The sequence below is a fragment of the Pseudomonas sp. PvP028 genome, assembly GCF_017832255.1.
Classification (GTDB): Bacteria; Pseudomonadota; Gammaproteobacteria; order Pseudomonadales; family Pseudomonadaceae; genus Aquipseudomonas; species Aquipseudomonas syringae.
Genome location: NZ_JAFIBL010000001.1, coordinates 232,143 through 252,298, shown reverse-complemented (window position 1 = coordinate 252,298; position 20,156 = coordinate 232,143). Strand labels below are relative to the sequence as shown.

The following is a 20,156-nucleotide window of genomic DNA, read 5'->3' as shown; positions in this document are numbered from 1 at the left end:
CGCACCATAGTTAGAGCAAGCTCTGCAGCGTATCAATGCCGGCATCTGTTGCGAGGACATCAGACAGCGTAATCTGCCGGGTCAGACGTCAATCCTCCAGGAGGTCACACATGTACTTGGCAGAGTTTCTTACCGTTGCGCTGATTCACCTGCTGGCGGTTGCCAGTCCCGGTCCGGATTTTGCGGTGGTGGTGCGTGAAAGCGTCGCTCATGGGCGCAAGGCAGGGACATGGGCGGCGTTGGGCGTTGGGCGTTGGCTCGGCGATCTTTCTGCATGTGGGCTATTCGCTGCTGGGGATCGGAATTATCGTTTCCCAGTCCATCGTGCTGTTCAACGCGCTGAAATGGGCAGCCGCTGCTTATCTGCTGTACATCGGCATCAAGGCGTTGCGCGCCAAGCCAGCCGCCGCGACGGACGATGCCGCCATCAAGGCTACTCCCTGCGAGCGCACGGCGCGCGGTGCCTACATCAGCGGTTTTGTCACCAATGGCCTGAATCCCAAGGCGACGCTGTTCTTCCTCTCGTTGTTCACCGTGGTGATCAATCCGCACACCCCATTGCTGGTGCAGGGCGGTTACGGCGTGTACCTCGCAGTGGCGACGGCGGCGTGGTTCTGTCTGGTGGCGCGACTGTTCAGCCAGGCCCGGGTGCGCGCAGGATTCGCGCGCATGGGGCACTGGTTCGACCGGGCCATGGGCGGCGTGCTGATCGCGCTGGGCATCAAGCTGGCGCTGACCGAGGTCCACTGAACGCTGAATTCAGGCCTGCATATGCAGCAGTCCGGACGCCCCTTGCAGACAGCGCGGGGCGTCTCGGCAAATCATCCCTTTTACTGATTTCACTGGCAGCCCGAGGCCCTAGAGTGCATATTTTCAGCACGCCTATGGACTTTGAAAAGGGCTTCATATGTTACAGACTCGCGTTCTTGCGCCCGCCGATGGCGCGTATCAGTGCCCTCTGTTGATCAAGCGCCTGCTGTTGTCGGGCGGTCGCTATGAAAAGACGCGCGAAATCATCTACCGTGATTCGGTCCGCTATACCTACGCGACCCTCAACGAACGCATCTGCCGCCTGGCCAACGTGCTGACGGCGGCAGGCGTGAAGGCCGGCGACACGGTGGCGGTGATGGACTGGGACAGCCACCGCTACCTGGAGTGCATGTTTGCCATCCCGATGATTGGCGCGGTCATCCACACCGTCAATGTGCGGCTTTCTCCCGAGCAGGTCGCCTACACCATCAACCACGCCGATGACCGTCTGGTGCTGGTGAACAGCGAGTTCACGGCGCTGTATCAGGCCATGTCCGGACACCTGAACACGGTCGAAAAGACCCTGTTGCTGACCGACTTGCCAGACAAGAGCGCCGACCTGCCCAACCTGGTGGGCGAGTACGATACCCTGCTGGCTGCGGCCAGCCCCGAGTACGTGTTCGAGGATTTCGACGAAAACTCGGTCGCCACCACGTTTTACACCACCGGCACTACCGGCAACCCCAAGGGCGTGTATTTCACCCACCGCCAACTGGTGCTGCACACCATGGGCGTGGCGACCATCATGGGCTGTATCGACAGCACCCGGCTGCTGGGCACCGATGACGTCTACATGCCGATCACACCGATGTTTCACGTGCATGCCTGGGGCATTCCCTATGCGGCAACCATGCTCGGTCTGAAACAGGTGTACCCCGGCCGCTACGATCCCGAGTTGCTGGTAGAGCTGTGGCGCAGGGAGAAAGTCACCTTCTCCCATTGCGTGCCGACCATCCTGCAAATGCTCCTGAACGCCAAGTCTGCTCAGGACGTCGATTTCGGCGGCTGGAAGATCATCATTGGCGGCAGCTCCCTGACTCGCAGTCTGTATCAGGCCGCCAAATCCCGTGGCATCCAGCTCACTGCCGCTTACGGCATGTCCGAAACCGGACCGCTCATTTCCGTAGCGCACATCAACGAAGAGTTGAAAGCCGGCAGTGAAGACGAGCGCATCACCTACCGGATCAAGGCCGGCGTGCCGGGGATGCTGGTGGAGGCCGCCATCATCGATCAACAGGGCAACTCTCTCCCGGCCGACGGAGAAACCCAAGGCGAGCTGGTCTTACGTGCGCCCTGGCTGACCGGAAGCTACTTTCGCGAGCCCGAAAAAGGCGCCGAGTTGTGGGCGGGGGGCTGGCTGCACACCGGCGATGTGGCAACGCTGGACGGCATGGGTTTCATCGACATTCGCGACCGCATCAAGGACGTGATCAAGACCGGTGGCGAATGGGTTTCCTCGCTGGAACTCGAAGACTTGTGCAGTCGCCACCCGGCAGTGCGCGAAGTGGCAGTGGTCGGCATCGCCGATCCGCAATGGGGCGAACGTCCGTTTGCCTTGCTGGTGATTCGCGATGGCCACCAGCTCGACGCCAAGGGTTTGAAGGAACACCTCAAGCCGTTTGTCGAGCAAGGTCACATCAATAAGTGGGCCATTCCCAGCCAGATCGCGCTTGTTACCGAAATTCCCAAGACCAGCGTCGGCAAGCTGGACAAGAAACGCATGCGCCGGGACATCGTGGAGTGGCAAAGCAGCAACAGTGCCTTTCTCTCGACCCTCTGACACCTCGGACGTGCCGTATCGGTCGGTGACGGCACGTGTCTGCGCTGCAGGTCCTGCTCTGTGACTTGCCAAATTTGCAAATTACGCCATCCTCCCCGCACATGTTTTTTGGCGGCTTCCCGGAAACGGGCGGTCCAGAGGCGTTGGTCGTGCAAATCACACTTTAGAGGGATCTAGCGTCAGAGCGTGCTGGCTATAGTCTGCACCGGGAATGGCAAGAACGGACCTGGCGCGTGTGTTGATTCGATGACTGATTCGTTTCTGGATTTCCCCACCGCCATAACAATAAAACACAAGGAGTAGCGTCGATGACAAGCACATCCCCCTTCTGGCGTCGGGCCAGGCTGCCTCTGGCTGTCAGCCTTGCCTCTTCGCTCGCCGGCCCGGCTTTTGCCGTGACCTTCAACGTCGGCGAGATCGAAGGCAGTTTCGACTCGTCGCTGTCGGTGGGCGCGAGCTGGTCGACGGCCAATCCCAACAAGAACCTGATCGGCGCCAACAACGGCGGGCGTGGTTTGTCGCAAACGTCCGATGACGGTCACTTGAACTTCAAGCGTGGGGAGACGTTTTCGAAGATATTCAAGGGCATTCATGATCTGGAACTTAAGTACGGCGATACCGGTGTTTTCCTGCGCGGCAAATACTGGTACGACTTCGAACTCAAGGATGAAAACCGCGAGTTCAAGGACATCAGCGACTCGGGCCGCAAGGAGGGCGCCAAGTCGTCCGGGTTCCAGTTGCTCGACGCCTTCGTCTATCACAACTATTCGATTGCCGATCAGCCGGGCGCGGTGCGCTTTGGCAAGCAGGTCATCAGTTGGGGGGAAAGTACTTTCATTCAGGGCGGCATCAACAGCGTCAACCCGGTCGATGTCTCGGCCTTCCGGCGACCCGGTTCGGAAATCAAGGAAGGCCTGATTCCGGTCAACATGTTCTACCTGTCGCAGAGCCTGACCGACAACCTGTCTGCTGAAGGTTTCTACCAGCTGGAATGGGACCAGACGGTCGTCGACAACTGTGGCACCTTCTTCTCGCAACCCGATGTGATTGCCGATGGCTGCAACAACAACCTCGCGGTATTGCGCAGCCGCAGCGGCCTGAACAGCTCGCTGACGGCGGCCGGTCTGCCAGCCGGGGCGCGCGGTGCGGTGTTCAATTCGCTGTCGCAGCAGGGCGTGGTGTTCGGTAACCCGGATGAGGGCGCGGTGGTGCGCCGAGGCCCTGACCGCGATGCCCGTGACAGCGGCCAGTTCGGTTTCGCCTTGCGTTACAACTTCGAACCGCTGGACACCGAGTTCGGCGCGTACATGATGAATTACCACAGCCGTGCACCGATTTTCAGCGGGCGCGGCGGCTCTGCTGCTTCGTTCAGTCCGCAAGGGCTGGTCGGTTCGCTGGTTCGCAATGGCATTCCTGCCAGCACTGCCGCCGCGCTGGCCCCCAGCCTGTTGCCGGTGGTGGTGGCAGGCAACTCCAGTTACTACGTCGAATACCCCGAAGACATTCGTCTGTACGGCCTGAGCTTCTCGACCACGCTGCCCACCGGCACGGCGTGGAGCGGCGAGATCAGTTATCGCCCCAACGCGCCGATTCAGGTCAATACCACCGACATCCTCTATTCGGGCATTTCGCCGCTCAACCCCAACGTGTCGCTACTCAGCGGGCAGCCGAATACGGATCAAGCCGGTTATCGCCGCAAAGAAATCACCCAGATGCAGACCACATTTACCCAGTTCTTCGATCAGGTCATGGGCGCCGAGCGTCTGACGGTGGTCGGTGAAGTGGGCTGGACTCATGTGGGCGGGCTCGAAAGCACCTCCAAAATCCGTTACGGACGCGATCCGGTGTACGGCCCGGGGCCGCTGCCTGGCGGTCAGTGCGCAACGTTGAACGCCGGCACGCTGACCGGTGCCGAGCAGAACAACCTGACCCGCTATTGCGAAGACGACGGCTTTACCACCGCCAACTCCTGGGGCTACCGCGCCCGTGCCATCTGGGATTACAACAGCGTGTTCGCCGGGGTCAATCTCAAGCCGAGCGTGGCCTGGTCGCATGACGTCAAAGGCTATTCACCCGGCCCAGGCGGCAACTTCGAAGAGGGGCGCAAGGCCGTCAGCCTGGGGCTCGATGCCGAGTACCAGAACACCTATACCGCGAACCTTTCCTACACCAACTTCTTTGATGGCAAGTACACCACGGTCGATGACCGGGACTTCGTGGCGCTGAGCTTCGGCATGAACTTCTAAGAACATGGTTTTCAGGATGACGACGAACATGAAAATAACAAAAAATCTGTTGCAGGCCGGGGTTCTGGGGATGTCGCTGCTGGCGACCGGTGTGATGGCTGCGGTGTCCGAGTCCGAAGCGGCGAAGCTGGGCACCTCGCTGACGCCGATGGGCGCGGAAAAGGCCGGTAATGCGGCCAACACCATTCCGGCCTGGAGCCCGATGCCGAAAAACGCCGGGGCGGTGGACAGCAAGGGTTTCCTTGCCAACCCGTACGCCAGTGAAAAACCGCTGTTCATCATCACCGCGGCCAATGTCGAGCAGTACAAGGACAAGCTGGCGCCGGGCCAATACGCGATGTTCAAGCGTTACCCGGACAGCTACCGGATTCCGGTCTACCCGACCCATCGCGGTGCTACCGTGCCGGATGATGTGTTCGCCGCGATCAAAAAGAATGCCACCACCACCAAGCTGGTCGGTGGCGGCAGTGGTCTGGAAAACTTCGATACGGCCATCCCGTTCCCGATCCCGGCAAGCGGTGTCGAGGTCATCTGGAACCACATCACCCGCTACCGGGGCGGCAGCGTCAAGCGTCTGGTCACCCAGGCCACGCCACAGCCCAACGGCTCCTACAGCCTGGTGTATTTCTCCGATCAGTTCGTGTTTCGCGACAAGATGAGGGATTTCGACCCGAAAAATCCAGGCAACGTGCTGTTCTACTTCAAGCAGGAAGTCACCGCCCCGGCGCGTCTGGCCGGTGGCGTGCTGCTGGTGCATGAAACCCTCGATCAAGTGAAGGAGCCGCGCTCGGCATGGCTGTACAACGCCGGTCAACGCCGCGTCCGTCGTGCGCCGCAGGTGTCCTATGACGGGCCGGGTACTGCGTCCGACGGGCTGCGCACGTCTGACAACCTCGACATGTACAACGGTGCGCCGGATCGCTATGACTGGAAACTGATCGGCAAGCAGGAAATGTACATCGCCTCCAACAGCCACAAGCTGGACGATCCGACGCTCAAGTACGCCGACATCATCAAGGCCGGCCATATCAACCAGGACCTGACCCGCTACGAGCTGCGCCGCGTCTGGCACGTGACCGCCACCCTCAAGGAAGGGCAGCGTCATATCTATGCCAAGCGTGACTTCTTCATTGATGAAGACACCTGGCAGGCCGCGGTCATCGACCACTATGACGGGCGTGGTCAGCTGTGGCGCGTGGCCGAGGCGCACTCGGAAAACTACTACGACAAGCAAGTGCCGTGGTACGCGGTAGAAACGCTGTATGACCTGCAATCGGGTCGCTACGTGGCGCTGGGCATGAAGAACGAAGAGAAGAAAGCCTACGAGTTCGGCTTCACGGCAGGCACCAGCGACTTCACCCCCAACGCGCTGCGTCAGGAAGGGGTTCGTTGATGTCTGATCGATACACGCTGTAGCTCAGCGTCTGCCTCGTGCTCCTGAAAAGCCCCTTGAACGGGGCTTTTTCAGTTGTGGAAAGTGGCCTTATAAGTCGTAGGAATTTTGTTACAGTCTTTTCGGTGATGGCCTTTCAAAAGTAGCGATTTACCCGCTAGTCTCCGAACACCGCGATGCCGAAACAACGATTCCTACACGAGCCGGCCATGACTGATCTGTCCCGAATTCAAGGGTTTGCAGACGGCGCGATTCCTGCGTTGGAAGGGCGATTTTTCCGTCCACCTCTGCCTGAGGGTTATGTTCCCCGTGCGCGCCTGTGTCAGCGTCTCGATGCAGGGCTTGGCGGCCGACTGCTGCTGATCTGCGCCCCGGCCGGGTTCGGCAAGAGTTCGCTGGCTGTCGAGTTCTGTCAGGGGTTGCCGGACAACTGGCAAAACGTATGGCTGGGTCTTAGCGCGCGGGACAGCGACCCGGGCCGTTTTCTAGAGCGGTTGCTGGCCAGCCTTCAACAATTCTTCCCGCAACTGGGCGCGCAGGCGATGGGCCTGCTGAAGATGCGCCAGCGCCACCAGCCGTTCGCCTTCGAGGAGTGGCTCGACAGTCTGCTCGACGAACTGGCCATGCACCTGATGTTGAGCAAACCGTTGTTGCTGGTGCTCGATGACTATCATCTGGCCCAGGGGCCGGTACTCGATCGCTGCCTGCAGTTCCTTCTCAATCATCTGCCGGCCGGGCTGGTGGTCATGGTGACCAGCCGACAGCGCCCGGACTGGCATCTGGCGCGCTTGCGTCTGACGCGGCAGCTGCTGGAAATCAACGAACAGGACCTGCGCCTCACGCACGCCGAATCCATGGCAGTGCTGGGGCGGCACAGCGGCTCGCTCGACAGCGAGGCGTTGCAAAGCCTGATTCAGCGCAGCGAAGGCTGGGTCGCCGGGCTGCGCTTCTGGTTGCTGGCGGCGTCCGAGGCCGGTGATGAAAGCGCCTTGTCCCAGGCGCTGCGCGGCAGTGAGGTGCTGATTCGCGAGTACCTGCTGGAAGAAGTGATCGACTGCCTGCCTGCCGACGTTCAGGCGTTTCTCTACGACACCGCCTGCCTGGAACGCTTTTGCGCCGAGCTGTGCGACGCCGCGCGGGATGGTCACGACAGCGCCGGGATGCTGGGTTATCTGCAGGCGCATCAGGTTTTTCTGGTGCCTCTGGACGAGCAGGGCCACTGGTTTCGCTATCACCATCTGTTTTCCGATCTGTTGCGCGCTCGTCAGGCGGCCGGCGCACCGCCGACCCGCCTGCACCTCAATGCCTGCCGCTGGTTCAGCGCTCAGGGCCAACTGGACGAAGCGGTCGAGCAGGCCTTGCGCGCCGGGCATCTGGATGTGGCAGCCAATCTGGTGCAGAACCTCTCGGAAGAACAGCTGCTGGCCGAACAGAACGTCGGCATGCTGCTGCGCTGGAAGATGGATTTGCCGGATGACCTGCTGACCAGCACACCCCGCTTGATCGTGCTCTACGCCTGGGCGCTGGGGCTGGCCTGCCAGCTGGATGCCGCCGAAGAGCTGGCCAATCAGCTGAGCCGGTTTCTGCCGGCGCCCTCGGCAACCGCTCAGAAATCCATGCTCGCCCAATGGCTGGCACTCAGCGGCATCATCGCCCGCGGCCGCGGAGACAGTGATAAGACTCAGCGCTATTGCACCGAAGCCCTGCTGAGCCTGCCGGAAAGACGCTATGGGCAGCGGCTGGTATGCCTGTCGACACTGGCCAACCTCGCGGTCGCCAACGGTGATCTGTGGCGCGCCCGCGTGTTGAATCGTGATGCGCTGGAACTGGCTCAGCGGGTCGCCAATCCGTTGTTCGAGGCGCTGGCGCATTACGACCGCGCCCGAGTCCTGCAGGCCCGGGGCGAAATTCTCCGCGCGCTCGAGGAAGTACGGCAGGGGCAGCAACGCCTCAAAGGCTTGTCCACCATTCGGCTGTACGCGGTCCGCGCGCGTCTGACGCTGTATGAGGGCTACTTGCTGACCCTGCGTCTGCAGGTTGACGAGGGGCGGGTGTTATTGCTGGCCGGCCTGGCCGAGGCGCGCGCCTGTCGCGACATCAGCGTACTGATCGGCCACTGCGTGATCGCTACCATGGAAGGCTGCGCCGGCCGCTTTGCCGAAGCCTTCGCTGAACTCGCCGAAGCCGAACGGCTGATGCACATCTGGGACGTGCCGCCGATCTATTATCTGGCGATGATTACCCTGGTCAAATGCGAGCTGTGGCTGTTGCAGGGGCGCATGGACCTTGCCGAAGCGTGGCTGCTGCGCCTGACGCAGACCTACAACGGCGGCCTCGGCGCTGCGGCCCCTGAGTGCCATCCACAGCTGCCGCAGCACATCGAGTTGCAGCGTGCTGTACTCGAGCGACTGCAGGGTGACGGCGTTGCCTGCGAGCAGCGCTTGCAGGCGCTCGAACGGCACGCTCAGGAGGTGGGGGCGAAACTGCTTGGACTGATCGCCATGACCCAGCAGATCGGCCTGCTGCTGAGCCAGGCGCGATGCGACGAGGCGCGGGCATTGTTGCTGCGCAGCCTGCCCGCAGCGTCCGGCGGCGCACTGATACCGTTCAAGGCGCTGATTGGCGAGCACCCCCGGTGGCTGCATGAGCAACTTCTGCACCTGCCACCCTGTCGGGTTCAAGCTGCATTGCTGGAAAAGCTCCCGGCCTGTTGCACGCCGTCGCCCGAGCCGGCACATGGCGGCGATTGCCTCAGCGTGCGCGAACTGGGTGTGCTGCAACTGATTGCACAGGGCTGTTCCAATCAGGAGATCAGCGAGCAGTTGTTCATCTCCCTGCACACCGTCAAGACCCACGCCAGCCACATCAACAGCAAGCTGGGGGTCGAGCGTCGCACTCAAGCGGTGGCGAGGGCCAAGACGCTGGGCTTGCTGGCTTGACGACGATGGAGTTTACCGGGCCACTCAGGCCGGACTGCCCGCCCACAGCGTATCGACTTCTTCCAGCCCCCAGTCGGTGGTTTTTTCGATTCTGAGGATTCCGTCCGGGTCGGAAGGGCAGTCCAGGTCGATGACTTGTGCGGCGAACGTCTTGCCGGTGCGCGCCGACATGAAAACCTTCACTTTCGGTTTCAGCAGCGACGCCTCACCTTGTTCGACCACCACGCCGAGACGCCCGCTTTCCAGGCGTACCAGTGTGCCGATCGGGTAAATACCCACGGTCTTGACGAAGCTTTGAAAAACCATATCGTCAAAATGCCCCTTCCATGACGCCATCTCGCGAATCGAATGGGCAACGCCCCAGCCCTTTTTGTAAGGGCGGTCGGAGGTGATGGCGTCATACACGTCGCACACCGCGCCCATGCGCGCAAAGATGCTGATCTGGTCGCCTTTCAGGCCGTGCGGATAGCCCGAGCCGTCGACTTTCTCATGGTGATGCAGGCAGACATCGATCACCGACGCGGCCACGGGCTGCGTGTCCATGAGTATCTTCACGCCCAGCTCGGGGTGGGCCTTAATGATCTCGAATTCGTCGCGGGTCAGGCGGCCCGGTTTGTTGAGCACCGCCGAGGCAATCATCATTTTGCCGACATCGTGCATCAGCCCGGCCACACCGGCCTCACGGACCTGATCGTCAGGCATGCCCATGCGTTTGGCCAGCGCAACCATCAACGCGCAGACCGCCACCGAGTGCATGTAGGTGTACTCGTCGGAGGTCTTCAGGCGGGACAGGCTGATCAGCGCGTGCGGATGGCGCAGGATCGAATTGGAGATTTCCTCCACCAGCAACTGCACATTGCCGACATCCATGGCCCGGCCCATGCGCGCTTCGGTAAACATGGACATGACCGCGTCTCTGGCCCGTCCGCAGATCAGCCTGGCGCGTAGAACTTCCGTTTCGAGACTGGCCGGAGTTGTATCCTCGCTGGCCGATGGCGCTGCCGATGCGGCTGAGGTCTGGGGTGTCACTACACGGCTTTTACCGGTTTCGATCCAGACTTCTTTAGTGCCCGATTGCTGAATACGCTTGAGCACTTCAGCGTCATCGAGCATGACTTCGACCAGGCCTATCCAGAACGGATCATTGGTCCAGCGGCGGCAGATTTTGTGGATGTACATGCCCAGGGCAAGCTCAGCCACAGGTATTTTTTTCAGCATGCTCAGCCACCTGCGTGCGTAGGCATGCCAGGCAGCGGGTAAGCGCAACGAGCATACGAAGGGCTGCTGGCGGGTATCAGCAGAATGCAGGCGCTATTGATCGACATGACGTCACCCCGTTGACTGCAAGGATTGTTCTAATCTCACAATGCCAGTATACGGGGCTGTCGCAAAAAATCATGTCTATTTGGTGCATTCTGGCGAGTTCATTCTCAAGCCTTCAGGCCACTGGCGTTTCGCTCGGCAGGTGATGATAGCGACGGCCGAAGTAGACCAATGCATCTGCACCGCTCTGATGCCTGATATCCACCACCTCGCAGAACAGAATGTCATGCGTGCCGACGCTGACCGACTGACTCACCTTGCAGTCGAGCGCCAGCTTTGCGCTGTCGAGGATCGGCGCGCCGGTCACTCCGGCCTCCCACTGGCCGCAGGCAAAGCGCTCCTGCTGGGAGCTCTTGCCGCCGAACAGGTTGGACAAATCCTGCTGACCATTGCCCAGCGTATTGACGCACAACCTGCCGTTTTCGATGAAGGCGTCATACACCGATGCACTGCGGTTGATACACACCAGCAGCGTCGGCGGTTGATCCGTCACGCTGCACACGGCGGTCGCGGTAAAGCCGGCGCGTCCGCCAGGGCCGTCGGTGGTGATGACGTTGACGGCGGCGGCCAGGCCGGACATCGCATCGCGAAACGCCAGCTGGCTGACAGCAGCGATGGGCAGAATGGCGGGAGCTGCAGAGGAGGTAGGCATGGGATGAGTCCTTTCAGGGTTGTGTGCTGAGAAAAGCGAGCAGGGCGCGTTGGAAGGGCTGTGGATCGGTAATGTTCGAGGCATGGCCGCCATAGTCCAGCACCACCAGCGTTGCGTTCGGCAGCGCATTGGCCAAGTGCCGGGATTGCTGCCAGGGCACCAGCATGTCGTCGCGGTTGGCAATCAGCAGGGTCGGGGTGTGGATGCGCGTGAGATCGGCCTCCACGTCGAAGGTTTCCAGCGCATGGATGCGCCGCAGCAGGTTGTCGGTGTCGGGAAAGTGCGCCAGAGCGTGGGCTTCGTCGTCGGCCAGCCGCGGGCCGTTGGCGGCGATCCAGTCTGCAGGGTAGAGGAACAGCGCCTGAGCCTGCACGTAGGCCTCCGGTCCGCTGTTCAACAGCAGTTTTTTGCGCACTGAAAAGCAGCGCGCGCTGTGCGGGTTCGGACTGCTCCAGGCATTGATCAGTATCAGACTTTGCAGCAGTTCCGGGCGCAGCAGGGCCAGTTCCAGACCCACCAGGCCGCCCAGCGCATGGCCCATGAAATGGCAGCGCTGGATGTCGAGCGAATCAAGCAGGGCCAGCAATTCCACAGCCATGTGCCGGATCGAATAATCCCCTGGCAGCACCGCAGGACTGCGTCCGGTTCCGGCATGGTCGTAGACGAGCACGCGGTAGTCGCGGGTCAGCAGTGCCAAGTCATCTGCCCAGTAGCGGCCAGACCCGCCCAGCCCGGAACTGAGCACCAGGGTCGGTGCATCGGCATGCTGGCAGGCATGAAACTCATGGAACATGGGTTTTCTCCGGGTGGGCGTCAACGGCCCACGGTCGCGATTCAGCCGATGTGGGCGATGCTGGCGATTTCGATCAGCGCCTCGGGTTTGACCAGGCCGCACTGGATGCAGTAACGGGCTGGCTTCTCGCCCGCGAAATACTCGGCATACACTTCGTTGACCTTGGCGTAGTCGGCCCAGTCCCGGATCATGATCATGTTGAACGTGACATCGTCCATCGTTCCGCCCGCGGTCTCGACCACGCTTTTGATGGCTTCCAGCACGTGACGGGTCTGTGCGGTGGCGTCGCCGACGTGTACCACGTTGTTGTCCTTGTCGAACGGCAGTGTGCCCGAGACATAGAGCACGCCGTCGGCCATGGAGCCCGGTACGAACGGCGCGATGGGCTTGCTGGTGCCGGCAGGGATGATCGCTTTTTTGGTCATGCTGGTGTCCTCACGAAAGTTGCCCGACAGGGCTGAAAGTGGTGCAGAAGTCATCGACGCTGGATACCCAGCCAAAGAAGGTTTCGATGTTGAACAGCGCGGCTTGCTGAGCGAATTCGGGGCCTGCCTGATGGGTCGCGTCGGCCAGCACCACGCCGAAATATTCCAGGTGAAAACCGTCGCGCAGGGTCGATTCGACACAGACATTGGTGGCGATGCCGGTGAACACCAGATTGCGAATGCCGCGGCTGCGCAGCACGCTGTCGAAGCTGGAATTGAAGAAGCCGCTGTAGCGGATTTTCGGCACCACGATGTCGCCAGGCTGCGGCGTCAGTTCGTCGACAAGCTGGTAGTCCCATCCACCCTTGGCCAGCAGTTGCCCTTCGAGTTCCGGGCGCTTGCGCATGGTTTTCAGGGCGTTGGACTTGTGCCAGTTCGGTGAGCCGGGGCCACCGGCCTCGACGTAGGCCGGGTCCCAGCCATTCTGGAAAAAGATCACCGGAATGCCTGCCGCACGCGCTGCGGCACAGGCCTTGTTGATGTTGGCGATGACCGGCCCGGTGCTGCTCACATCGAACCCGGCGAGGTCCAGATACCCGCCGAGCGACGCATACGCGTTTTGCATGTCGACCACCACCAGCGCGGTTTCGCCGGGTTTCATGCGCAGCGGTTCAGGACGGGCGGGTAGTTCGCGGGCGGGTTGCACGTCCGGCAGGTCAACGCCTGCGACGGTTGCCGAGGTCGTCATCAGACCACCTCCTTGAGCTGCGCAATGTGCTTGCGGCTGGTCATCAGTGGCTGGATCTTCTCGCCGAAATCTTCGACGCCTTTGACGAAATCATCGAACGTCAGCATCACGCCTTGAGTCCCCGGAACACTGGCAACCTCGTCGAGCATTCTTGCCACTGTGGCCCACGACCCCACCAGCGTGCCCATGTTGATGTTGACTGCTGAGGTCGGGTCGGCCATCTGCCGCAGGTTGGAGCCGGCGCTTTTATCTGCCGAGCCTTTTTCGCTCAGCCAGGCGATGGCTTCTTCATCGGCACCGTCCTTGATGTGCTCCCAGCGAGCCCGTGCAGCTTCGTCGGTGTCGTCGGCGATGATCATGAACAGCACGCAGGAAGTGACGTTGCGGCCGGTCTTTTCGTTGGCTTCGAGCAGTTTCTGTGCAGTCGGCGCGAACGCTGTGGGTGTGTTGACGCCTTTGCCGAAGCAGAAGTTGTAGTCGGCATATTGTGCCGAGAACGCCATGCCCGCTTCACTTTGACCGGCGCAGATCAGCTTCATGTCGCCCTGTGGGCGAGGGCTGACGCGGCAGTCCTGCATGCTGAAATGTTCGCCCTTGAAGTCGCTGCTGCCGGTGGCCCACAGGTCACGCAGAACCTGAGCATATTCGGCCAGGTATTCGTAGCGAGTGTGGAAGAACTCGTCGCCCGGCCACAGCCCCATCTGCTCATATTCCGGCTTCTGCCAGCCGGTGACGAGGTTGATCCCGAAGCGGCCATTGGAGATCGAATCGATGGTCGATGCCATGCGCGCGGCAATGGCGGGCGGGATGGTCAGGGTGGCGACGGTGGCGAACAGCTGGATCCGGCTGGTGACTGCGGCCAGGCCGGCCATCAGCGTGAACGACTCCAGGTTGTGTTCCCAGAACTGCGTCTTGCCGCCAAAACCACGCAGTTTGATCATCGACAGCGCAAAGTCGAAGCCGTAGCCCTCGGCCTTCTGCACGATCTGTTTGTTCAGCTCGAAGGTCGGCATGTACTGCGGAGCATTGCTGGAAATCAGCCAGCCGTTATTGCCGATGGGGATGAAGATACCAATGTCCATATGAGGCCTCTCTGCGTGGGTCGATGCGTGCCGAAGCGCGACTGGCGGCACTTGAATCGTCTTTCAATCGTCTCTCGATGATCTTTTGCATTAAGCGGGCCAGAAATATTTATCGTTTTTATTCAAGGGTTTGTGGATTTTTAATGTTTGTTTCAGACCATTTGGTCCGAATCAGAGCACTTGGTTTGTGCAGGGCGCACGCAGATGGGGCAGGGCGGACGGCGCAGGCAATCCGTATCGACAAAACAGCTGCGCCCGTTAAGATGCCCGCTCATTTCGGCATCACTGGATGGATGTGCGTGAACAAGAAACCTCCCCTGGCTGACCCGGCGAAGAAACGCGTACGCAAGGCCAAGCCAGAGACCGTGGTCAAGACGACCCGCGAACCCAGTGCGACGTCCCTGAAGCGGCGCATGCGCCTGATGGAAGGCAAGCGCACGCTGATTCTCGATGCGGCGCTGGAGATATTCTCTCGCTACGGCGTGCACGGCAGCAGCCTGGATCAGGTCGCGAGCCTGGCGGACGTCTCCAAGACCAACCTGCTGTATTACTTCAGCAGCAAGGACGACCTGTACCTGAATGTGCTGCGTCAGTTGCTCGAGGTATGGCTGAGCCCGCTGTTGCACTTCACCGCCGACAAGGACCCGGTGCAGGCGATCAGCGCCTATATCAAGGCCAAGCTGGAAATGTCCCGCGATCACCCGGCCGAATCGCGGCTGTTCTGCATGGAAGTGATGCAGGGCGCACCGCTGATTCAGGGCGAGTTGCAGCACCCGTTGCGTGACACGGTGCAGGCCAAGGTGGCGGTGATTCAGCACTGGATCGACAGCGGCCAGTTGGCCCCCGTCAACCCGCACCATCTGATTTTCACCCTGTGGGCAACCACTCAGCATTACGCCGACTTCCGCACTCAGGTCGAGGCCGTGACTGGCAAGACCCTGGATGATCCGGGGTTTTTCGAAGAGGTGCTGGCGAGCCTGCGCAGCATGGTTCTGGACGGGATCTTGCCGCGCAAGGCGTGACCGGGCTTCGGCGGACCTGACCCGCGCACCCCGCTCGCGCAGTGCGCGGGCGTCCTGCACAAACCAAGTGCTCCGATTCAGACCATTTGATCTGTTTTATTCGTCTCGATGGCGTCAGGTCGTTGTTCCATAGCGCTTTTCCTGTAATGGCATGGATGCTGCTAATGCCTGCCTGTGCGGTCCTCATCGGCCATTACCCTCAGGAAAACGTCTATGTACAAGAAACTGTTGCCCGGGACATTGTGTGCGGCCGTAGCGTTGGGAGCGGTCAGCCTTGCTCAGGCTGAAGGATTGACCCTCGAAGGGAAGCCGAAAATCGCCATGGTGTATATCAGCCCGCGCAATGATGGCGGCTGGACTCAGGCCTTCGACGAAGCGCGCGTGAAGCTGGAAAAGGATCTGGATACCAAGATCCAGTACGTCGAGAGCGTGCCCGAGAACGCCGCGGCCATTACGCCGGTGGTCGACCGACTCATCGCCCGCGGTGCCAACATCATCGTCGGCACTGCATTTGGCTACTCCGACACCTTTCTTGCGCTGGCCAGGAAATACCCGAAAGTCGCGTTCCTCAACGGCTCCGGCACCACCAATGCACCCAACCTCGAATCGTTTTACGGGCGTACCTACGAAAGCCAGTACCTGTGCGGCATGGCCGCAGGCGCGGCCTCGAAGACCGGCAAGCTAGGGTTTGTCGCCGCCAACCCGTTTGGCCAGGTCAACTGGACCATCAACGCCTATGAACTGGGCGCCCGGCAGATCAATCCGAAGGCCACCGTCAACGTGGTCTATACCGGTGCATGGAACGACCCGGTCAAGGAACGCGCAGCAACCATGGCGCTGATCGACAACGGTGCCGATGTGGTCGGTCAGCACGTCGACAGCCCGACACCGCAGATCGTCGCACAGGAGCGCGGCATTCACGGCACCGGCCACCATCGCGACTTGAGCGAGTTCGCCCCCAAGGCGACGGTCTGCTCGTCGCTGTGGGTCTGGGATCGCTTCCTGGGGCCGGAGCTGAAGAAAATCATTGCCGGCAACTGGACGCCGCCCGCCAACGGCGCGCTGCTCTCGATGCAGCAGGGCGGCACCGATATCAAGCTGACTGCGTATGCGATCATTTCCGATGCGGACCGCAAGAAGATCGAGACCGAGCGTGCCGAGCTGCTGGCCGGCAGAAAAATCATCTACAGCGGCCCGCTGGCCGATCGTGACGGCAAGGAGCGGGTCGCGGCCGGTCAGCAATTGTCTGACCCGGACCTGTGGAAAATGGACTGGTTCGTCGAAGGCGTGAAGACTCAGCAATGAGCCAGGTCAATGCGCTGCAACTCACCGGCATCAGCAAGTCGTTCGATGGCTTCAAGGCGCTGATCGATGCCGACTTCACCGCCTGTTGGGGTGAAGTGCATGCCCTGCTGGGCGAGAACGGTGCAGGCAAGTCCTCGCTGATGAATATCGCCGCCGGGCTGTACGCACCGGAAACCGGCACCCTGCTGCTGGACGACAACCCGGTTCAGCTTCAGGGGCCCAGGGACGCCAGCCGTTATCGGATCGGCATGGTCCACCAGCACTTCAAGCTGGTGAAGCCATTCACAGTGGCGCAGAACATTCTCCTGGCACTGCCCGAGCAACCCGGCGAAGGCAGCTATCGCAAGCGTCTGCGTGCGCTGGAACAGGAGATCGTCGGCAAGGCCGAGGCGCTGGGGTTTGCGATTGACCCGGCGCGCACCGTCGACAGTCTGTCAGTCGCTGAGCAGCAGCGGGTCGAGATTCTCAAGGTGTTGCTCGCCGGTGCGCGGATTCTGATCCTCGACGAGCCCACGGCAGTGCTGACCGATCAGGAGGCCGAGCGTCTGCTGGTGACTGTTCAGGCATTCGCCCGGCAAGGCGCGGCTGTGGTTCTGGTCACGCACAAGATGGCTGACGTCAAGCGCTATGCCGACCGGGTAACCGTGATGCGTGGCGGGCGAACCGTGCAGACCCTCGACCCGCAGAAGGTGAGTGTCGAGCAACTGGTGCAGCTTACGGTAGGCGAATCGGTGCCGGTTGCCGAGCATCAACCAGCGACGCCCGGCGAGGTGCGTTTGCAGGTCAAGGACTTGCGCAGCGTCGGCAGCAGTACGCTCAACGGCGTCAACCTGAGCCTGCACGCCGGGCAGATTTACGGCATTGCAGGCGTGGGCGGCAACGGTCAGGCCGAGCTGGCCAACGCCCTGATGGGGCTGCCGCAAGCCACTGAGGGTGAAATCCACATGGCCGGGTTTGGTGATTTGCGCGGCGCGTCGGCCGACCAGCGTCGGCAGTTGCGCATTGCCTCGATCCCGGCCGACCGCTACGGCGCGGCGCTGGCCGGGTCGCTGTCAGTGGCCGAGAACTTTGCCATCGGCAATATTCACAGCGGGCAATACGGTTCTTTCTGGCGTCTCGGCTACAAGCGTCTGAAACAGGATGCGCAGCGCGCCGTGGCGGACTTCGACGTACAGGGCGTGCGCTCTCTCGATCAGAAAGCTGCGCTGTTGTCGGGAGGCAATGCCCAGAAACTGGTGATCGCCCGCGAATTCAGCCGCGACCCGCAATTGGTGCTGGTGCACAGCCCGAGTCGGGGCCTGGATGTGCGTGCCACCCAGGCGGTGCATGCCCGTTTGCGGGCGGCGCGGGACGCGGGGGCTGCGGTACTGGTGATCAGCGAGGATCTGGACGAAGTATTGGCCCTGGCTGACCGTGTCGGCGTGATGAACGGCGGGCGCATTGTCGCCGAGTTCGCGCACCCTGCCGACCGGCAAGCCATCGGCAAAGCGATGGTGAGCCATGACTGAATCAGCGCAACCAATGAAATCCGCACGGCAACCTTTGCTGGCGCGGCGCTACACCCTGGAGCTTCGTCAGCAAACCGGCTGGCTGTTGCAGGCGCTGATCATTGCCCTGGCGTTGCTGATCGGACTGACGATCTGCACTGTGATTCTGATTCTTGCCGGCGTGCCTGCCGACGAGCTGCTCAACGAGTTCGTCGTGCAGACAGTGTTCGATGCACAAAACTTCAAGGCAGTGTTGTTTCAGGCATCGCCGATGATCATGGTCGGGCTCGCCGGGTGCATGGCGTTTCGGGCACGTTTCTGGAACCTGGGTCTGGAAGGTCAGATGATCTGGGGGGCGATTGGCGCCACGGCGATCTCGCTGTTTCAGGTGGGCCCGGAGGCGTTGCGTCTGCCGCTGATGATGGCGGCAGCCGTTATCTGCGGATTGTTGTGGAGCCTGGGGCCGGTGCTGCTGAAGCTCAAGTGGCAGGTCAACGAGATCATCTCGACGCTGATGCTCAATTACATCGCTGCCAATTTCCTCCTGCACCTGGTGTACGGCAGTTGGAAAGACCCGCGAGACAACTTTCCCTATTCCCCCGCGTTTCAGAGCTTCGAGCGGCTGCCCGATCTGTTTGCCGGGTATAACGCGGCGATCCCTCTGGCGCTGCTGGTCACCGGTCTGACCCTGTGGTTCGTCGGTGTTTCGCGGGCCGGGTTGTACCTGCGCTTCGTCGACGCCAATCCGAAAGTCGCCGGCGCGGTGGGCGTGCCGGTGCGCAAGATGATCATCGGCACCGTGCTGCTGTCGGGCGCGCTGGCTGGGCTCGCAGGTTTTGTCGTGACCTCGGGGCAGGAAGGGCGCCTTACTCAGTCGTTCTATCAAGGCTACGGGTTTTCCGGGATTCTGATCGCCTTTCTGGCCCGCAACAATCCAGTGGCCGCAACCGTGGTCGCGCTGCTGATCGCCATGCTGTTCGTGGCCGGACGCAACCTGCAGGTGTTCTATCAGATTCCGTTTTCGATGGTGCAACTGATCCAGGCGATTCTGGTGATCTGCGTCGCGTCGTCGGACTTTTTCATCCGCCATCGCCTGCGGCGCATTCAGGCAGGAGAACGTTGATGGAGCTTATTTCCCACTGGCTGGGCAGCGCACCGGATTTTGCCGTGCCGTTCGCCCTGGCAGCGCTGGGCCTGATCCTCATCGAGCGCAGCGGTGTACTGGCGCTGGGCGTCGAAGGGCTGATGCTGGTCGGCGCACTGGCGGGCATTGGTATGCAGTTGAGCCTCGGCTCGCCTGGCCTTTCGCTGCTGGCGTCGATGGCGGCGGCAGGTCTGGTGTCGTTGCTGTTTGCGCTGATGGTGCTGGTGCTGCGGATCAATCAGGTGATCGCCGGGCTGGCGCTGGTGTTCTTTTGTCAGGGCTTGACCGGGCTGCTGGGCACGCTGCTGGGCTGGACCAACCGCCCGGTCAGCGGCTTGCAGGCGGTCGAGCTGTGGCCGTTGTCCGAGCTGCCCGTGGTAGGCCGGGTATTTGTGCAGAATCCGCTGGTGTACCTGACCGTGGTTATTTTCATCGCGGTGGTCTGGCTGCTCGATCGCACGCGCACCGGGCTGCGCCTACGCGCGGTGGGCGAGAACCCGCAGGCCGCCGATGCCGCAGGTATTTCCGTGCTCGGTTATCGCCTGGCGGCGATTGTCGCCGGTTCCGCGTTGATGGGGCTGGCCGGCGGTTTCATCGCCGTGCTCAGCACCAAGATGTGGATCGCCGACATGACCGGCGGGCGCGGCTGGATTGCAGTTTCGCTGGTGATCTTTGCGCGCTGGTCGCCCTGGCGCGCGTTGGCCGGCGCTTTGCTGTTCGGCGGTATCGAGGCGCTGATTCCGCAATTGGCGGCAACCGGCGTGCGCCTGCCCCAGTATTTCGTCTTGATGACACCCTACGCGGTAACCCTGTTGGTCATGGTCTGGGTGGCGAGCGGCAAGCGTCAATCGAGCAGCCAGCCCGGTGCGCTGGGCGAACCTTACATTCGTGAGGAGCGCCGCTGAGCGGTGCGCGCAGAAGCCCGCAATACGGGCGGTTCAGCACGGGTTAAGGAATTTTTGATAGCGTGTATGCTCTAATCCGGTTATTAGCGTTCGTCAAAACCA

15 protein-coding genes and 1 pseudogene are annotated in these 20,156 nt (G+C 61.4%); 10 read left to right on the top strand and 6 right to left on the bottom strand.

The window, feature by feature from the left end:
• The first annotated feature begins 110 nt into the window (after window positions 1-110).
• From JOE34_RS01140 to JOE34_RS01120, 5 genes and pseudogenes are all read left to right on the top strand, one after another.
• Window positions 111-750, top strand: a pseudogene (locus JOE34_RS01140) (LysE family transporter).
• 157 nt (window positions 751-907) lie between these two features.
• Window positions 908-2,590 carry a fatty acid--CoA ligase gene (locus JOE34_RS01135; protein ID WP_024661840.1) on the top strand — a complete coding sequence of 561 codons (1,683 nt, stop codon included), beginning with the start codon at window positions 908-910 and terminating at the stop codon, window positions 2,588-2,590.
• A gap of 308 nt (window positions 2,591-2,898) precedes the next feature.
• Entirely contained in the window at window positions 2,899-4,836 is a 1,938-nt protein-coding gene (locus tag JOE34_RS01130) for a DUF1302 domain-containing protein (protein ID WP_004406890.1), read from the top strand.
• Window positions 4,837-4,864: 28 nt separating this feature from the next.
• Complete coding sequence (locus tag JOE34_RS01125) at window positions 4,865-6,229, top strand: DUF1329 domain-containing protein (RefSeq protein WP_004402712.1); 1,365 nt, start codon at window positions 4,865-4,867, stop codon at window positions 6,227-6,229.
• Between the two features lie 209 nt (window positions 6,230-6,438).
• On the top strand, window positions 6,439-9,168 hold the full coding sequence (locus tag JOE34_RS01120) for a LuxR C-terminal-related transcriptional regulator (protein ID WP_209994983.1): 2,730 nt from the start codon (window positions 6,439-6,441) through the stop codon (window positions 9,166-9,168).
• A 24-nt stretch (window positions 9,169-9,192) separates the two neighbouring features.
• Here JOE34_RS01120 and JOE34_RS01115 read toward each other — a convergent pair whose 3' ends face one another.
• From JOE34_RS01115 to rutA, 6 genes are all read right to left on the bottom strand, one after another.
• On the bottom strand, window positions 9,193-10,386 hold the full coding sequence (locus JOE34_RS01115) for an HD-GYP domain-containing protein (RefSeq protein WP_209994981.1): 1,194 nt from the start codon (window positions 10,384-10,386) through the stop codon (window positions 9,193-9,195).
• Window positions 10,387-10,606: 220 nt separating this feature from the next.
• Window positions 10,607-11,143: an NADH-dependent FMN reductase RutF gene (gene rutF / locus JOE34_RS01110; RefSeq protein ID WP_003346162.1), complete on the bottom strand. Its 537-nt coding sequence runs from the start codon at window positions 11,141-11,143 to the stop codon at window positions 10,607-10,609.
• A 13-nt stretch (window positions 11,144-11,156) separates the two neighbouring features.
• Window positions 11,157-11,936: a pyrimidine utilization protein D gene (gene rutD, locus JOE34_RS01105; protein WP_024665529.1), complete on the bottom strand. Its 780-nt coding sequence runs from the start codon at window positions 11,934-11,936 to the stop codon at window positions 11,157-11,159.
• Between the two features lie 41 nt (window positions 11,937-11,977).
• Window positions 11,978-12,361, bottom strand: coding sequence for a pyrimidine utilization protein C (gene rutC, locus JOE34_RS01100; protein WP_003317005.1), 384 nt, complete (start codon window positions 12,359-12,361; stop codon window positions 11,978-11,980).
• A gap of 10 nt (window positions 12,362-12,371) precedes the next feature.
• Window positions 12,372-13,109 (bottom strand): pyrimidine utilization protein B, encoded by a 738-nt coding sequence (gene rutB / locus JOE34_RS01095; protein ID WP_017277829.1) that lies wholly within the window; start codon window positions 13,107-13,109, stop codon window positions 12,372-12,374.
• Entirely contained in the window at window positions 13,109-14,191 is a 1,083-nt protein-coding gene (rutA, locus tag JOE34_RS01090; protein ID WP_004419096.1) for a pyrimidine utilization protein A, read from the bottom strand. The genes rutB and rutA overlap by 1 nt, the downstream gene beginning before the upstream one ends.
• Window positions 14,192-14,484: 293 nt before the next feature.
• Here rutA and rutR point away from each other — a divergent pair, with 293 nt between their 5' ends.
• From rutR to JOE34_RS01065, 5 genes are all read left to right on the top strand, one after another.
• Complete coding sequence (gene rutR / locus JOE34_RS01085; protein ID WP_024650086.1) at window positions 14,485-15,213, top strand: pyrimidine utilization regulatory protein R; 729 nt, start codon at window positions 14,485-14,487, stop codon at window positions 15,211-15,213.
• 213 nt (window positions 15,214-15,426) lie between these two features.
• Window positions 15,427-16,518, top strand: coding sequence for a BMP family ABC transporter substrate-binding protein (locus JOE34_RS01080; protein WP_209994979.1), 1,092 nt, complete (start codon window positions 15,427-15,429; stop codon window positions 16,516-16,518).
• Window positions 16,515-18,026: an ABC transporter ATP-binding protein gene (locus tag JOE34_RS01075; protein ID WP_209994977.1), complete on the top strand. Its 1,512-nt coding sequence runs from the start codon at window positions 16,515-16,517 to the stop codon at window positions 18,024-18,026. Before JOE34_RS01080 ends, JOE34_RS01075 begins: the two co-directional genes overlap by 4 nt.
• On the top strand, window positions 18,019-19,128 hold the full coding sequence (locus JOE34_RS01070; protein ID WP_024665525.1) for an ABC transporter permease: 1,110 nt from the start codon (window positions 18,019-18,021) through the stop codon (window positions 19,126-19,128). The genes JOE34_RS01075 and JOE34_RS01070 overlap by 8 nt, the downstream gene beginning before the upstream one ends.
• Window positions 19,128-20,054, top strand: a complete 927-nt coding sequence (locus JOE34_RS01065) for an ABC transporter permease (protein WP_003316999.1) — start codon at window positions 19,128-19,130, stop codon at window positions 20,052-20,054. The genes JOE34_RS01070 and JOE34_RS01065 overlap by 1 nt, the downstream gene beginning before the upstream one ends.
• Window positions 20,055-20,156: the final 102 nt, after the last annotated feature.

Bases quoted from the DNA above. Each gene is read 5' to 3' on its own strand.
- JOE34_RS01115 (WP_209994981.1), bottom strand. From the start codon at position 10,386: ATGCTGAAAAAAATACCTGTGGCTGAGCTTGCCCTGGGCATGTACATC.
- JOE34_RS01120 (WP_209994983.1), top strand. From the start codon at position 6,439: ATGACTGATCTGTCCCGAATTCAAGGGTTTGCAGACGGCGCGATTCCT.
- rutD (WP_024665529.1), bottom strand. From the start codon at position 11,936: ATGTTCCATGAGTTTCATGCCTGCCAGCATGCCGATGCACCGACCCTG.
- rutF (WP_003346162.1), bottom strand. From the start codon at position 11,143: ATGCCTACCTCCTCTGCAGCTCCCGCCATTCTGCCCATCGCTGCTGTC.
- JOE34_RS01065 (WP_003316999.1), top strand. From the start codon at position 19,128: ATGGAGCTTATTTCCCACTGGCTGGGCAGCGCACCGGATTTTGCCGTG.
- JOE34_RS01075 (WP_209994977.1), top strand. From the start codon at position 16,515: ATGAGCCAGGTCAATGCGCTGCAACTCACCGGCATCAGCAAGTCGTTC.
- rutC (WP_003317005.1), bottom strand. From the start codon at position 12,361: ATGACCAAAAAAGCGATCATCCCTGCCGGCACCAGCAAGCCCATCGCG.
- rutR (WP_024650086.1), top strand. From the start codon at position 14,485: ATGTGCGTGAACAAGAAACCTCCCCTGGCTGACCCGGCGAAGAAACGC.
- rutA (WP_004419096.1), bottom strand. From the start codon at position 14,191: ATGGACATTGGTATCTTCATCCCCATCGGCAATAACGGCTGGCTGATT.
- JOE34_RS01135 (WP_024661840.1), top strand. From the start codon at position 908: ATGTTACAGACTCGCGTTCTTGCGCCCGCCGATGGCGCGTATCAGTGC.
- JOE34_RS01130 (WP_004406890.1), top strand. From the start codon at position 2,899: ATGACAAGCACATCCCCCTTCTGGCGTCGGGCCAGGCTGCCTCTGGCT.
- JOE34_RS01125 (WP_004402712.1), top strand. From the start codon at position 4,865: ATGAAAATAACAAAAAATCTGTTGCAGGCCGGGGTTCTGGGGATGTCG.
- rutB (WP_017277829.1), bottom strand. From the start codon at position 13,109: ATGACGACCTCGGCAACCGTCGCAGGCGTTGACCTGCCGGACGTGCAA.
- JOE34_RS01070 (WP_024665525.1), top strand. From the start codon at position 18,019: ATGACTGAATCAGCGCAACCAATGAAATCCGCACGGCAACCTTTGCTG.
- JOE34_RS01080 (WP_209994979.1), top strand. From the start codon at position 15,427: ATGTACAAGAAACTGTTGCCCGGGACATTGTGTGCGGCCGTAGCGTTG.